The sequence below is a fragment of the Rhodococcus sp. 15-2388-1-1a genome, from assembly GCF_002259145.1.
Lineage (GTDB): Bacteria > Actinomycetota > Actinomycetes > Mycobacteriales > Mycobacteriaceae > Rhodococcoides.
Genome location: NZ_NPFP01000026.1, coordinates 71,761 through 85,697, shown reverse-complemented (window position 1 = coordinate 85,697; position 13,937 = coordinate 71,761). Strand labels below are relative to the sequence as shown.

At 65.4% G+C, this 13,937-nt stretch carries 14 protein-coding genes and 1 other RNA gene; 9 read left to right on the top strand and 6 right to left on the bottom strand.

The features are described from left to right. Positions 1–13: 13 nt before the first annotated feature. The 4 genes from CH302_RS16220 (at position 14) to CH302_RS16205 (ending at position 3,731) form a co-directional block, all read left to right on the top strand. Positions 14–1,135: a Nif3-like dinuclear metal center hexameric protein gene (locus tag CH302_RS16220; protein ID WP_037192950.1), complete on the top strand. Its 1,122-nt coding sequence runs from the start codon at positions 14–16 to the stop codon at positions 1,133–1,135. Positions 1,136–1,241: 106 nt separating this feature from the next. Beyond that, positions 1,242–1,979: a zinc ribbon domain-containing protein gene (locus tag CH302_RS16215; RefSeq protein WP_032394446.1), complete on the top strand. Its 738-nt coding sequence runs from the start codon at positions 1,242–1,244 to the stop codon at positions 1,977–1,979. Further along, positions 1,976–3,094, top strand: a complete 1,119-nt coding sequence (locus CH302_RS16210; protein ID WP_037192948.1) for a bifunctional RNase H/acid phosphatase — start codon at positions 1,976–1,978, stop codon at positions 3,092–3,094. The genes CH302_RS16215 and CH302_RS16210 overlap by 4 nt, the downstream gene beginning before the upstream one ends. A gap of 34 nt (positions 3,095–3,128) precedes the next feature. Further along, positions 3,129–3,731, top strand: a complete 603-nt coding sequence (locus CH302_RS16205; RefSeq protein WP_037192946.1) for a hypothetical protein — start codon at positions 3,129–3,131, stop codon at positions 3,729–3,731. Positions 3,732–3,823: 92 nt separating this feature from the next. Here the strand turns inward: CH302_RS16205 and CH302_RS16200 are convergent, their stop codons facing one another. Together CH302_RS16200 and CH302_RS16195 are read right to left on the bottom strand one after the other, a co-directional pair. Continuing rightward, the gene (locus CH302_RS16200) at positions 3,824–5,074 is read right to left on the bottom strand and encodes an SLC13 family permease (RefSeq protein WP_037192944.1); all 1,251 of its coding nucleotides are present in this window, start codon (positions 5,072–5,074) and stop codon (positions 3,824–3,826) included. After that, complete coding sequence (locus CH302_RS16195; protein ID WP_037192942.1) at positions 5,071–5,595, bottom strand: DUF1697 domain-containing protein; 525 nt, start codon at positions 5,593–5,595, stop codon at positions 5,071–5,073. The genes CH302_RS16200 and CH302_RS16195 overlap by 4 nt, the downstream gene beginning before the upstream one ends. A 92-nt stretch (positions 5,596–5,687) precedes the next feature. Between CH302_RS16195 and CH302_RS16190 the strand changes: the two genes are divergently transcribed. From CH302_RS16190 to CH302_RS16170, 5 genes are all read left to right on the top strand, one after another. Beyond that, on the top strand, positions 5,688–6,248 hold the full coding sequence (locus CH302_RS16190) for a TetR/AcrR family transcriptional regulator (RefSeq protein ID WP_037192940.1): 561 nt from the start codon (positions 5,688–5,690) through the stop codon (positions 6,246–6,248). Further along, a complete protein-coding gene (locus CH302_RS16185; RefSeq protein ID WP_037192938.1) occupies positions 6,245–7,642 on the top strand; it encodes an MFS transporter in 1,398 nt (465 codons plus the stop codon). Before CH302_RS16190 ends, CH302_RS16185 begins: the two co-directional genes overlap by 4 nt. 31 nt (positions 7,643–7,673) lie before the next feature. Next, positions 7,674–8,115, top strand: an RNA gene (rnpB, locus tag CH302_RS16180) — RNase P RNA component class A. 60 nt (positions 8,116–8,175) lie between these two features. Then, on the top strand, positions 8,176–8,358 hold the full coding sequence (locus CH302_RS16175; protein ID WP_037192936.1) for a hypothetical protein: 183 nt from the start codon (positions 8,176–8,178) through the stop codon (positions 8,356–8,358). Positions 8,359–8,360: 2 nt separating this feature from the next. Continuing rightward, positions 8,361–9,791 (top strand): RNB domain-containing ribonuclease, encoded by a 1,431-nt coding sequence (locus CH302_RS16170; protein ID WP_037192934.1) that lies wholly within the window; start codon positions 8,361–8,363, stop codon positions 9,789–9,791. Here the strand turns inward: CH302_RS16170 and pip are convergent. The 4 genes from pip to CH302_RS16150 all read right to left on the bottom strand — a co-directional run bounded on the left by pip (position 9,781) and on the right by CH302_RS16150 (position 13,927). Further along, positions 9,781–10,737, bottom strand: coding sequence for a prolyl aminopeptidase (pip, locus tag CH302_RS16165; RefSeq protein WP_037192932.1), 957 nt, complete (start codon positions 10,735–10,737; stop codon positions 9,781–9,783). The genes CH302_RS16170 and pip overlap by 11 nt on opposite strands. A 1-nt stretch (position 10,738) precedes the next feature. Then, the gene (locus tag CH302_RS16160) at positions 10,739–11,185 is read right to left on the bottom strand and encodes a hypothetical protein (RefSeq protein ID WP_052047844.1); all 447 of its coding nucleotides are present in this window, start codon (positions 11,183–11,185) and stop codon (positions 10,739–10,741) included. A gap of 41 nt (positions 11,186–11,226) precedes the next feature. Continuing rightward, the gene (gene panB / locus CH302_RS16155) at positions 11,227–12,078 is read right to left on the bottom strand and encodes a 3-methyl-2-oxobutanoate hydroxymethyltransferase (RefSeq protein WP_037192931.1); all 852 of its coding nucleotides are present in this window, start codon (positions 12,076–12,078) and stop codon (positions 11,227–11,229) included. 118 nt (positions 12,079–12,196) lie between these two features. Next, on the bottom strand, positions 12,197–13,927 hold the full coding sequence (locus CH302_RS16150) for an NAD+ synthase (RefSeq protein WP_037192928.1): 1,731 nt from the start codon (positions 13,925–13,927) through the stop codon (positions 12,197–12,199). Between the last annotated feature and the right edge of the window lie 10 nt (positions 13,928–13,937).

Sequence of the window (13,937 nt, the reverse complement as noted above, 5' to 3'; positions counted from 1 at the left end):
GAGAGTATCGACCATGGCAGTGACACTGGCGGACGTCATCGAGGTACTCGACGACGCGTACCCACCCCGTCTGGCGGAGAGCTGGGACTCGGTGGGCCTGGTGTGCGGAGATCCCGAAGCTGTTGTGCAGCAGGTCGTGTACACCGTCGACGTCACCGACGCCGTGGTCGACGACGCCATCGCTCGGGGTGCCGATCTCATCGTCGCCCACCATCCCTTACTGCTCAAAGGCGTCGACACCGTCGCGGCCGACACCGCGAAGGGCTCGGTGATCCATCGCCTGATCAAGGCCGACTGCGCGTTGTTCACCGCCCACACCAACGCCGACTCCGCCGATCCCGGTGTCTCCGACGCACTCGCGTCCGCCCTCGGAGTGATCGACACCAGACCGCTCGATCCCATTCCTGCTCCCGCACATGACAAGTGGGTGGTCTTCGTGCCGACCTCCGACTCCGCCGCAGTGCGACAGGCCATGTTCGACGCCGGAGCCGGACAGATCGGCGATTACAGCGAAGCCAGCTGGCAGAGCGCGGGTCTCGGCCAGTTCCGTCCGGGTCCGAACGCACACCCGACCCTCGGTGTTGCCGGAGAGGTGCACACCGAGGCGGAGGATCGCGTCGAAGTCGTTGCTCCCAAAGGACTACGTGCTGAGGTGCTTTCGGCAATGCGTCGGGCACACCCCTACGAGGAGCCCGCGTTCGACGTCTTCGAGTCCGCGGCTCTACCGTCGTGCACCGGCCTGGGGCGCATCGGTCGACTGCCGAATCCGATGCCCCTCGCCGAATTCACCGACGTCGTTCGCGAGGCGTTGCCCACCACGACGTGGGGAGTACGCGCCGCCGGAAACCCCGAGGCCACGGTCTCGGTGGTTGCGATGTGCGGGGGAGCGGGTGACTCGTTCCTTTCCGCGGTGGCGAGTACCGATGCCGATGTGTACGTCACCTCGGATCTGCGCCACCACCCGGTCGACGAGCATCTGCGGGCGGGTGGGCCTGCGGTGATCGACACCGCGCACTGGGCGTCGGAGTTCCCGTGGTGTGAACAGGCACGAGGCATCGTCGACGCCGCGTTCGGCGATACGGACGGCTGGAGCAGCCGCGTGACCGACGTGCGCACCGACCCGTGGACGCTGTGACCGTAGAACCCCGCGACCGGCTGTCGGGATGGATCCGGCGCTCTCGCCGTTGTGCAGCCGGTAGGGTGATCGGAACCAACTTCCATAGTCGCAGGAGTCATCAAGCGTGAACGTCGATCCCAAAGTCCAGGCCTCGCTGCTCGAATTGGCCGGTGTGGATACCGAACTCTCGCAGATCGCCCACCGCCGCAAGAGCCTCCCCGAGCAGCAGGAGGTGGACAAGCTCGAGACCGAGCGCACCACCCGCAAGGATGCCGCGGTGACGGTGCAGATCTCGATGGACGATCTCGACCGGGACATCCGCAAACTCGAAGGCGAGGTCGATGCGGTCCGGCAACGCGAGGCTCGCGACAAGAAGATGCTCGAGAGCGGCACCATCGCCCCCAAGCAGATGACCGAACTGCAGCACGAACTCGGCAGCCTCGAACGTCGCCAGGGCATTCTCGAGGAGGAACTGCTCGAGGTCATGGAGCAGCGCGAGGCCAGTGAGCGGGACTACGAGCACGCCGGCGCGCAGCTGACGCAGATCGAGGACGAGCTCGTCGACGCCGGTCGCCGCCGTGACGACGCCGTCGCAGACCTCGATGTCGCCGAGAAGCGCAGCGCCGAGCGCCGCGAATCGTTGGCCTCGGGATTGCCCGCGGACCTGCTGGCGCTCTACGAGAAGCAGCGAGCACTCACAGGCCGAGGTGCGGCACTGCTGCAGGCTCGCCGTTGTGGAGCGTGTCGTATCGAACTCGATCGCAACGAGATCGCCAGCATTGCCAACAAGCCGGCCGATGCGTTGATTCGCTGCTCCGAGTGCAACGCAATCCTGGTGCGCACCAAGGAATCCGGAATTTGAGTCAGGTATCGAGGGTCGTCGCCGAGGCCGACGGCGGATCGCGTGGTAACCCAGGCCCGGCCGGGTACGGCGCAGTGGTGTTCAGTGCCGATCGCTCGCAGGTTCTCGCCGAGCGTCGGGCATCGCTCGGCGTGGCCACGAACAACGTCGCCGAGTACAACGGACTGATCGCTGCGCTGAGCGCGGCCCGTGACGTCGGGGCCCGTGAGGTCGCAGTCCGCATGGACTCGAAACTCGTCGTCGAACAGATGTCCGGGCGCTGGAAAGTGAAGCATCCGGACATGATTCCGCTTCAGCGAAAAGCGGCCCAACTTGCTCGCGAATTCGATTCCGTCACCTACGAGTGGATTCCGCGCGCGCAGAACTCGCACGCCGACGCACTGGCGAACGAGGCGATGGACGCCGCGGCCGAGGGCGTGGACCTGTCGGAATTGCCCGATGCCGAGCCGGTTCCGAAGAAGACCGAGTCGCCCGGGTGGACCGGTGCCATGGGAGAACCCACCCGACTGCTGCTGTTGCGCCATGGACAGACCCCGATGTCGGTCGACCGTCGCTACTCCGGTCGCGGCAATCCGGATCTGACCGAATTGGGTCGACGTCAAGCCGATTCTGCCGCAACGGTTCTCGGCTCACGAACAGATATCGATGCCATCGTGGCCTCGCCACTGGCGCGCGCGCAACAGACCGCCTCGGCGACAGCCGACCGCTTGGGATTGCCCGTCACCACAGTCGACGGTCTCATCGAGACCGACTTCGGTGACTGGGAAGGACTGACGTTCACCGAGGCCATGGAACGTCACCCCGAGGGCCACAAGGCGTGGCGTGGCGACACCTCCGTCGCACCGCCGAACGGGGAGAGCTTCGACGCGGTGCGCGTGCGCATCGAAGCGACCCGCGACCAGTTGCTCACCGAGTACGCCGGAAAAACCCTGCTGGTGGTCACCCATGTCACCCCGATCAAGATGCTGCTGCAACTTGCACTCGACGTCGGCCCGTCGCTGCTGTATCGACTGCACCTCGACCTCGCGTCGCTGAGCATCGCCGAGTTCTACCCCGACGGCGGGGCCTCGGTGCGATTGGTGAACGACACCTCGCACCTGGGGCGACTGGCCTGATCTTTTCGGAGCATCGACGGAAGACGCGGTTCGCATGTCCGAGAACAGTATTCGCGAGCCTGCGGCGGCGCGCTGGATTGTCTTGGCATCGTTCGCATCGGCCGTTGCCGGTCTGGCAGTCGCATTCGGGTGGCGGTACGGGGTGACGCGGACGTGGATCGATGCGGATTCACCACCGCCTGTGGCTTCGGGTGACACCGGGTACTTTCGCGTGTACGACTACGTGCAGTACGTGTCGGGTCCGCCGTGGTGGCCGGTTACGTGGGTCGCTCCGGTTGCCGCTCTTGTGATCGGCACCGTCGTGTCGGTCGCTATCGGATGGTTCCGTCTCGGCCGAAAGACCGGTCGGCTGACGCTTGTGGTGGCCCCACTCGTGGCGGGAAGCATCGTCGGCGCGGGGGCAGCATGGTGGGCACGAAGCCAACCTCCCGAAATCCGCATCAGGATGGTCACGGATCCCTATTTCGACGACCTCGGGCCGACCGGCGCAGCGCGTCTGGACATCTACGGCGGTCCGCCGTTGTTCGATACCGTGCATGCGGGGCTGCTGTTGCCGGTGATGGGAGCGGCGATAGGTGCCGCAGTGTTCGGTGTGGGCCTGGCGGTCTCGACACTCCGCGCACGACGCTGCACCTGACTCCGCACAGATATGCCGAGCAGGTTCGCCGACGGCCTTACCCGGCAGCTGTCGGGACTCGCTTGTTCGATTCACGAGCCGCATGGCAAGGGTCAGATCTGCAGCGCAAGCCACAGGCCCGCGACGGCCCCGACAATGGTCAGCGGCGTCGTGATTGCGCCCAAGACCGTGAAAGTGCGCAGATCTGCCGGCTCGTCGTTGGCCGATGCGACGCGTCGCCACAGCATGATCGCCAGCGACCCGACGTAGGTCAGGTTGGGTCCGAGGTTCACGCCGATCACCATGGCCAACAGCAACGCCGGGGGAGCGTCGGCTCCGAAGGCGGCCAGTAGCAGCAGCGTCGCGGGCAAATTGTTGACGATGTTCGACGCCACCGCCGCGATGGCTGCGGCTGCCAGGAGCGACGCGAACGTGGTGTCGGACGGCAGGATTCGCGCCAGCCAGTCGCCGATCGGCCCTGTCGTGACGCCGAGAACGACGATGCCGAGCAGGAATACGAAGCCACAGAACGGTAGATCGGCACCACGCAGAATGGCGCGAGGCGTGGTGTGACGTCCGCGAAGTGCCGGGATCGCGAGCGCAATCGACCCCACTGCGGCCACCCAGAACGGTTCGATGTCGAACAGCCCTGCCACCGCGAAGCCGACGAGTGTCGCGGCGAGGATGGCGAGCGTGGTCCGCGGTGCGGGAACGTCGTCGGCGCTCTGCTGGGTGGAGTTCTCCGGCGGTGCGGCAGTGCGGCTCAGATCCTTGCGGAAGAAGATCAGGAATACCGCCAGCTCGATGACGACTGCGAAGATCCACGGTAGGGCCATCAAGGCAGTGAAGTGCAGGAAGGTCAGACCGGTCGCGGCGAATGCGAGAAGGTTGGTCAGGTTCGATACCGGCAGCAGCGTCGATGCCGAATTGGACAGATGCGCAGTGGCGTAACTGTGTGGACGCGGCGACATTCTCAGAATCCGCGCAGCACCGATGATGGCCGGCGTCAGGAGAACCACGGTGGCGTCGAGACTGAGGACTGCGGTGGTCGACGCCGCCGCTGCGAACACGAGAGTCAGTAGTCTGCGTGGGCTGCCCTTCGCGCCTCGTCGTAGCTTCGCCGCTATCCAGGTGAACACGCCGAGTGCGTCCGAGAGGTGCGCCAGAATCAGAATGAACGCCAGAAAGACCACGGTCGGCGCGAGTTCGAGTACTTGCTCGCGTGCAGCGTCGAGGCTGACGAGGCCGACGAGAAGAACGACTGCTGCCGCTGGAAGAGCAGCGACGATCTCGGGGAGACCGCGCGGACGAACGATGGCGAAGACGAGAACGGCGGCGACCAATGCCGCAGCGAGAACGGTCACGCGAGAATCTTCACGAGAGTCCGAACGTTTCGAGTGGTGGTCGTGGCCTTGTACTTCGCCTTGGCCGTGGCTTTCCCGAACGTACTGTCGGTGGTGTTGCCCTTGCGCACCTCCCAGTAGAGCACGCTGTTCCCCTCGGCGATCCTTTCGAGCTCGGGGTCGAGTTCTCCTGCAAGAGCGGACAATTCGGTCAAATGTCTATCGTCGTTACCGAACACCACATAAGGATGCCAGCCCTCCCGTTCGGCGTCGAACGGGTAGGACTCCACTACCGCTCGAAGGGTCGGCACGTCCAGGACGACAACCCAGGCCTGGTAGCCGAACGTCTGAGCCAGCGCGCTCTCCACCTCCGTCTTCAACGCGGCGACGCTCAGTGAGGAGCTCAGCAGGACGTTGCCGGTCGCGAGGACCGTGCGGACATCGGTGAAGCCGGCCGCTGTCAGAGCCACGCGGAGATCGGCCATCTTGATGTTGATGCCACCGACGTTGATGCCGCGCAGCAACACGACCCATTCGCTCATGGAAGGAACTGTAGTGAAGTGCTCGGCAAACGCCCTTGAGTAAGTAGTTAGTAACCAGTAACTTCAACGCTATGGCTACGCAGTGAAGGCGGATGACCGGACCCGACCGTCGTGAGCAGATCTTGCGAATCGCAGCGGACGAATTTGCTACGGCCGGACTCCACGGCGGTTCGACCGAGGCGATCGCCCGCACAGCCGGGATCACCCAGGCCTACATCTTCCGGATATTCGGAACCAAGAAGGCGCTGTTCTCCGAACTGGTCGTCGCGTCCTTCGATCGGTTGGCAGACGGAATGCGTGAAGCGGCGGGTACGGAGACCGGGCAGCAGGCGTTGGCGTCGATGGGGGAGCGCTACTACACCATGCTCGAGGATCGAACCTCACTGTTGCTGCAACTCCAGGGGATCGCAGCATGTGGCGATCCCGAGGTCCGGGATGCGGTGCGGTCCGGCTTCGGCCGGATGTGGAACACCGTCTCCGACGTCACCGGCCTCGACGCCGTGACCGTCAAGGCGTTTCTCGCGTTCGGCATGCTGCTCAACAGTGGTGCGGCCCTGCAGATTCACGACGTCGACGCACCGTGGGCGAACGGGGTGGGCACTCGCATCCAGGCCGGATTGTTCGACCACATCACGAGCGATACGAACCGATGACCGCGAACGCCGGGACCTGCGACTCGCGACTGCTCGTGCCTGCGTTGGTGTTCGTAGGAGTGGTCGTGGCCGCCGTCGGCAGCCTCGGTGCTCCGTTGATCACCAGTGTTGCAACCACATTCGACGTCTCCCTGTCGAGCGCTCAGTGGACGTTGACGCTGGCATTGTTGACCGGTGCCGTCACGACACCGGTTCTGGGCCGCCTCGGATCGGGTCCGCATCGGCGGGCGGCCATCCTCGGGACACTCGGCGTCGTCTCCCTCGGTGGAGTTCTCACCGCACTCCCGTTGTCTTTCTCCTGGCTGCTCCTCGGCCGCGCAGCCCAGGGAGTGGGACTGGCTTTGACGTCGATGCTGATGGGCGTTGCGCGAGATCATTTGTCCGACAAACGGTCCGGATCGACCATCGCCCTGTTGTCGGTTGCGTCGACTGCAGGTGTCGGTGTGGGCTATCCCTTGTCGGGCTTTCTGACCGAGCACGGCGGTCTCCGCGTCGCATACGGGTTCGGTGCTGCGATGACGGTCATGGCGTTGGCAGTTGCTCTGAAGGTGATTCCTCCCTCGACTCATAAGCGCGCGATTCGCATCGACGTTCCCGGTGCAGTGCTGCTCGCGCTCGCTCTCTCCCTGGTGCTGATTCTCGTCAGTGAGACCGCGCTGTGGACGAGCGGCCCATGGACGGCGGGGATGCTGGCAACGGTCGCGGTCGTCAGCGCAGGCATGTGGGTCCGGGTCGAACTCAGGAGCTCCTCACCGCTCGTCGATCTTCGCTTGTTCCGCCACCGGGCCGTGGTCGGAGCGAACGGCGCAATGTTTCTCGGCGGCATCGGAATGTATCTGCTGCTGACCGTCGTCACGCGCTACGCGCAGACGCCTTCCGGTGCCGGATACGGCTTCGGCCTCGACATCTTCAGGGCGGGCCTCGTCCTGGTTCCGTTCTCGGTGTTCGGGTTTCTCGCCGGCAAGCTGTCGCCCACAGTGCTGCGCCGGGTGGGGTCGGGCAGCGCACTGACGGTCAGTGCCCTGATCGTTCTGGTGGCCCTCGCCCTGTTCGCCGGTACCCGCGCAGGCGTCGCGGAACTCTGTGCGGTGATGGCGATTCTCGGGTTCGGAGTCGGAAGCTTCTCGGCCGCGCTACCGGCCGTCGTGCTGCCGATGGTGCCATCCGAGGAGACCTCGAGTGCGATGAGTATCAACCAGGTGGTGCGCAGTGTGGGATTCTCCTTCGGAAGCGCGATCGGTGGTCTCGTACTCGCCGCCGGAACGAGCGCCGGCTCCATCTTTCCCTCGGAGGGGGCCTACTCGTCCGCCGCCTGGGTCGGGGTGGGGGTCACCGCCGCAGCAGCCGTCACGAGTGCAACCGTTCTTCGCAGACGGGGAGTCGCCGGCCCCTAGGTGTGAAACGGGTAGAGTTCGCAATCGCGAACGAGTTGGCCGGACGGCTGCGGCTCGGAGGACAGGCGAACGAGTGTCGTCGCGCTTCGGGCCGAGGAAAGTCCGGACTCCACAGAGCAGGGCGGTTGTTAACGGCAACCCGAGGTGACTCGCGGGACAGTGCCACAGAAAACAGACCGCCTGCGGATCGGTTCTTCGGAGTCGAACTGCAGGTCAGGGTGAAACGGTGCGGTAAGAGCGCACCAGCATCCCAGGTGACTGGGATGGCTAGGTAAACCCCGCCCGGAGCAAGGTCGAAGGCTGCACCGTTCAAGCGGTGCAGCTGCGCAGGTGCTCGAGGGCTGCTCGCCCGAGCCTGCGGGTGGACTGCTCGAGGTACCCGGCAACGGTGTGCCCAGATGGATGGTCGTCGAAGTCGAGCCTGCGAAAGCAGGAACGGCAGACAGGATCCGGCTTACAGGCCGACTCGTTCGCACTCATTATTTCTCCCGCAGTTCTCCTGCGGCGTCGTTCCATGGGGCACACTGGAAGTCATGACCGACGACGACACCTCCTGGTACTACGACATCAACACCAAGCAGGTCGTACAGGGCAAGCAGACCAACGCCCTCGACCGTATGGGCCCGTATCCGGACAAGGCCACCGCGGAGCAGGCGCTGAAGATCGCCGCGGCGCGCAACAAGGCCGCCGATTCCGACGACGACTGGAACAACTGACGGTGCTGCTCACCCGGCTCAGGGCTCCGGGCTTCGACTTCGAGGCCATCAGATCCGAGTTCGCTCTCACCGACGCTTTCGAGGCAGACGTGATGCGTGAAGCGATCGAAGCCCGAGACCTGCACGCCGACAGCAGAATCGACCGCACCGATATCCCGTTCGTCACCATCGACCCACCCGGCTCGAAGGACCTCGACCAAGCCGTACACATCGAGAAGACGTCCAACGGGTTGGTGGTGCACTACGCGATCGCCGACGTGGGCGCACTGGTGACGCCCGGGGGAGCGCTCGACACCGAGACCCGTCGACGCGGCCAGACGTTCTACCTCCCCGACGGATCCGTGCCGTTGCATCCACGGGAGCTGTCGGAGGGATCGGGCAGCCTGCTGGAGGGGCAGACTCGCTGCGCCGCGCTGTGGACCATCGAACTCGACGACGTCGGCGAGGCGGCCGCATGGACGGTCACCCGGGCGCTCGTTCGATCGACCGCCCGGCTCGACTACGCCGCCGTGCAAGCCGATGTGGACGCGGGGACACCGCATCCGTCCATCGCGGCGCTGGCCGAATTCGGGGCACAGCGCGCAGCCGCGGCCAGACGGCGCGGAGCCGTCGACATCACCCTGCCCGAGCAGGAAGTGGTGCCCGACGGGCAGGGCTGGCGCATCGTCCTGCAACCACGCACCGCAGTGGACGGGTGGAACGCCGACGTATCGCTGCTGACGGGAATGTGCGCCGCCAGAATCATGCTCGACGCCGGAATCGGCATCGTGCGCACCCTCCCGCCTGCCTCGTCCGAATCCGTGGACACACTGAAGAAAACGGCAGTGGCACTCGGAATCGACTGGCCCGCAGGAGCATCCGCCGGGTCTGTGCTGGCCGGCCTGCCCACCGACGAGCCGTCGACGCTGGCGATGATGACCCAGGCGACCGGTCTGCTGCGCGGCGCGGACTACCTCGCGTTCGACCGCACGACCAACCCAGTGGACAGTGACACTTCGGTCGAGCATTCGGGAATCGGCGCGCCGTACGCGCACGTGACGGCACCCCTGCGTCGGCTGTCCGATCGCTTCGCCACCGAGGTGTGCCTGGCGGTCGTAGCCGGAGCGCCGGTACCGGACTGGGCGGCGCAGGCATTGCCGGAACTGCCCGCCATCATGCGTGGATCGGATTCCGCAGCGTCGAAAGTGGACCGCGCCTGCATCGACCTCACCGAAGCGCACGTACTGAAAGATCGAGTGGGCGAGCAGTTCTCGGCTGTCGTACTGCGTGGCGCAGAGGGCAAGCGGGATGCCGAGGTGCTGGTGTCACAGCCGATCGTTCTGGGAAAGTGCGACGGGGAACCGCCCGCGGGGGAGTCGGTGAAGGTCCGGTTGACCCGGGCCGACACCGACTCGCGCGCAGTCCGATTCGACTACGAGGCCGTCACGGCCTGAAACGATCCGTGGCCTCGACGAGGTGATGCACGATGCCGGGCTCGGCCGCAGAATGGCCGGCATCGTCGACGATCACCAGATCGGCCGAAGGCCAGGCCTTGTGCAGCGCCCACGCGCTCGTGGCAGGGCACACGACGTCGTAACGGCCCTGCACGATGACACCAGGAATGCCGTCGAGCAGAGGGGCGTCACGCAGCAGTTGATTCTCTTCGAGAAAGCAGTTGTTGCGGAAGTAGTGGTTCTCGATACCGGCGAATGCCAGGGCGAACCGCGCATCCGAGTTGTTCTGCACCGCATCCGGTTTGGGTAGCAGGTAACTCGTTGCCGCTTCCCAGGTCGACCAGGCCACCGCTGCTCGCGTCGCGGCTTCGTGGTCCTCGGACATCAGCTGCCGGTGATACGCCTCGACGAGATTGCCGTCGCGCTCGTCCTCCGGAATGGGTTCGAGAAATTTGTCCCACAGGTCGGGGAAGATGTGGCCTGCCCCGCCGCCGTAGTACCAGTCGATCTCCGACGGCCGCACCAGGAATATCCCCCGCAGTATCAGCCCCAGTACGCGATCGCGGTGCGACTGCGCGTAGGCCAGGGACAGCGTCGAGCCCCACGAACCGCCGAACACCAACCACGTGTCGATACTCAGGTGCTCCCGGAGCGTCTCCATGTCCGAGATCAACCGGTCGGTGGTGTTGACCGACAGATCGGCACCGTCGGCGATGTGCGGGGTCGACTGCCCGCAGCCTCGCTGATCGAACAACACGATTCGATAGGCCTGCGGGTCGAAATATCTGCGCTGCAACGGATTGGTGGCACCGCCCGGACCGCCGTGCACGAACACCACGGGCGCACCATCGGGGTTGCCCGATACCTCCCAGTAGATCTGTTGGCCGTCGCCCACGTCGAGGTGCCCGGTCTCGGCAGGCGCGATCTCGGGGTAGAGGGTCCGCATCCTAGAAGCCAACCAGACCGGACGCGAGGTCCGGAATGTCGAGAGATCGGATGGCCTCGTCTCGTACGTCCGAGCACGTTTCCGTCGTGATGTCGTCGACGATCGCTCGGTTCTGCACCACCTGCAGGTTGATGACGCCGCTCTGCGCCGCCCAGGTCTGCACCAGGATGTTCAGCCCGCCGCGGCCCAGAGTGGGCCCCTGAACGCGCCAATTGGACAGCTGCGCCTCGAGATCGGTGCACAGCTGCTGCTTCTGGGCATCGGTGATCACTGCGTCCGCAGGCGGTGCGGTGACCGTGGTGGTCGGTGCGACCGTCGTGGTGGACGACGAACCGGTGTTGCTGGTGTCGGTGCTGCATGCAGTTGCCACGACGAGAAGCGCAGCCGCGCCTGCCAAGCCGACTGCGCCTCTGCCGAGAATGGAGATCGAACCCCGTCTGAGTTTCATGGTCCGAGTGTGCCACCCGAACCTGGACGAGGCGAGGACGGTCAGTAGCTGTGCTCGGGCCCGGGGAAGACTCCCGATCGCACCTCGGACAGGTACGTGGTTGCCGCGGTGCGCAGTGAATCGCCGACGTCGGCGAACTTCTTCACGAACTTGGCGGTCTTGCCATTGGTGTATCCGGCCATGTCCTGCCACACCAGAACCTGCGCGTCGCATTCGTTGCCCGCGCCGATACCGACCGTCGGAATGGTCAGCTTGCGGGTCACCTGGCCGGCGATGTCGGCCGGAACCATCTCCATGACGACGGCGAATGCTCCCGCCTCCTGGACTGCGATGGCATCGGCCACCAGCTGCTCGGACGCGTCTCCGCGACCCTGCACGCGGAATCCACCCAAAGTGTTGACGCTCTGCGGGGTGAAGCCGACGTGAGCCATCACCGGGATGCCTGCGGCAGTGATCGCGGCGATCTGAGCGGCCACGCGCTCGCCGCCCTCGAGCTTCACTGCGCCCGCGAGCCCTTCCTTCATGAACCGAACGGCGGTTTCGAGTGCCTGCTGCGGGGAGGCCTCGTAGGTGCCGAAGGGCAGATCTGCGACGACGAGGGCGTGCGGTGCGCCGCGGACCACTCCGCGGACCAGCGGAAGGAGTTCGTCGACGGTGATCGGCACGGTGGTGTCGTAGCCGTAGACGACGTTGGCCGCCGAATCGCCGACGAGCAGAACAGGAACTCCGGCTTCCTCGAAAATGCGAGCGCTGGAGTAGTCGTAGGCGGTGAGCATTCCCCAGCGCTCACCGTCGGCCTTCATCTGAAGAAGGTGGTGGGTGCGGGTCTTGCGGGTCAACGCGGTGGATGATGCTTCCTGAGCAGATCCGCCGTACACAGCAGTTTCGGACATCTTTGTCCCTTTCTGGTCCTCGAGGCCCGCTCGGCGGGTCCCCGGGATGGGGTGTGATGACGTGGGCAAGTCTGCCACTGCGCGCGACCTGCCGGAGCGCTACCGGCAGTGCAATTGGTCACATCCCGTGGGGCGTCGAGTAGTCCCGCCAGCCATTGGTGATCGGCATGCGGCGGTCACGTCCGAACGCACGAGAGGTGACCTTGGTGCCGATCGGATATTGACGCCGCTTGTACTCCGACGCGTCGACCTTGCGCAGAATGTCCGCGACCACCGCCGCGTCGAACCCGGCCGCCACGATGTCCGCGAAGCCTTGATCGTGGTCGACGTAGCGAAACACGATGGCGTCCAGTTCGTCGTAGTCGGGCAACGAGTCGGTATCAAGTTGGCCCGGCCGAAGCTCGGCGGACGGAGGCTTGTCGATGCTCGACTCGGGGATGGGAGGGACGTCCCCACGATCGGCAGCGGACTTGTTTCGCCAGCGCGCCAGATCCCACACGAGCGACTTCGGCACGTCCTTGATCGGCGCGAAGCCGCCGACGGCATCCCCATATATCGTCGAATAGCCAACGGCCAGTTCGGATTTGTTGCCGGTGGCCAGCACCAGATGGCCGAAGCTGTTCGACAGTGCCATCAACACCATGCCCCGGCAGCGGGCCTGGATGTTCTCCTCGGCCAAGCCGGTCAGATGCAGCTGGTCGACGTAACAGGCCACCATGTCCGCAATGGGTTCGGTACGGAAATGGATACCGGTGCGCGACGCGAAATCCTCTGCGTCGGTGCGGGAGTGATCCGACGAGTACGTCGAGGGCATCGACACTCCGTGTACCGCATCGTGGCCCAAGGCGTCGACGGCGATGGCGGCGACCACTGCCGAATCGATACCACCGGACAATCCGAGAGCCACCGAACGAAAACCGTTCTTGTGCACATAGTCTCGTAGTCCGGTCACCAGTGCGCCCCACACCTGTTCCTCGGTGCTCGCGATGTCTGCGAGGGACGGCTCGGCTCGTTGCCAGCCGGTGACCGCGACGTCGGGGAGCGTCACCCGATCGATGGTCCAGCCGGGTACCTCGGCGGCATCCGGATGTGGTGTCGTCGGGGCATCGACGTCGACGATCAGCAGATGCTCGACGAATTGAGGGGAGCGGCCCCACATCGAACCGTCCGGCCCGACGACGAAGCTCGCCCCGTCGAACACCAGCTCGTCCTGTCCACCGACGACGTTCACGTAGGCGATCGGAGCGCCGATCTCGGTGGCCCGTCGCAGGGCGATGGAGCGCCGCACCTCGTCCTTGCCCTGCTCGAAGGGACTGGCATTGAGGCAGAGCAACATGTCGACCCCGGCCGCGGCATAGGCGGGCACGGACCCGCCCGGTTGCCAGATGTCCTCGCAGACAACGACACCGAGCCGCAGGCCGTTCACCGTCGTGATACTCAGGCCGGATCCCGGAGCGAAGTAGCGGGCCTCGTCGAACACTCGGTAGGTGGGGAGCGAGTGCTTGTCGTATCGAGTCGTCACCCGTCCGTCGGCGATGACCGCCGCGCTGTTCCGCGAGCCCTCGGCGTCGCGATCGAGGTAGCCGACCACCACGATGCGGTCGCCGCACCCGGCACTGTCCAAGGCGGTCGCCAATTCGGTGAGGGCGTGAGCCGATGCGGCGGCGAACGACGGCCGCAGAGCCAGATCCTCGACGGGATATCCCGTCAGCGCCATCTCGGGAAACACCACCACGTTGGCACCGTCGTGGGCTGCGCGGACCGTCCACTCGACGATCGCGGCTGAATTCGCTGCGAGATCGCCGACGACGGAGTTGATCTGGGCCAGGGCGAGTCGAAGTGCCTGCACTGCGCCCACG

Bases quoted from the DNA above. Each gene is read 5' to 3' on its own strand.
- CH302_RS16205 (WP_037192946.1), top strand. From the start codon at position 3,129: ATGTCCGAGAACAGTATTCGCGAGCCTGCGGCGGCGCGCTGGATTGTC.
- CH302_RS16160 (WP_052047844.1), bottom strand. From the start codon at position 11,185: ATGAAACTCAGACGGGGTTCGATCTCCATTCTCGGCAGAGGCGCAGTC.
- CH302_RS16185 (WP_037192938.1), top strand. From the start codon at position 6,245: ATGACCGCGAACGCCGGGACCTGCGACTCGCGACTGCTCGTGCCTGCG.
- pip (WP_037192932.1), bottom strand. From the start codon at position 10,737: ATGCGGACCCTCTACCCCGAGATCGCGCCTGCCGAGACCGGGCACCTC.
- CH302_RS16220 (WP_037192950.1), top strand. From the start codon at position 14: ATGGCAGTGACACTGGCGGACGTCATCGAGGTACTCGACGACGCGTAC.
- panB (WP_037192931.1), bottom strand. From the start codon at position 12,078: ATGTCCGAAACTGCTGTGTACGGCGGATCTGCTCAGGAAGCATCATCC.
- CH302_RS16190 (WP_037192940.1), top strand. From the start codon at position 5,688: ATGACCGGACCCGACCGTCGTGAGCAGATCTTGCGAATCGCAGCGGAC.
- CH302_RS16175 (WP_037192936.1), top strand. From the start codon at position 8,176: ATGACCGACGACGACACCTCCTGGTACTACGACATCAACACCAAGCAG.
- CH302_RS16195 (WP_037192942.1), bottom strand. From the start codon at position 5,595: ATGAGCGAATGGGTCGTGTTGCTGCGCGGCATCAACGTCGGTGGCATC.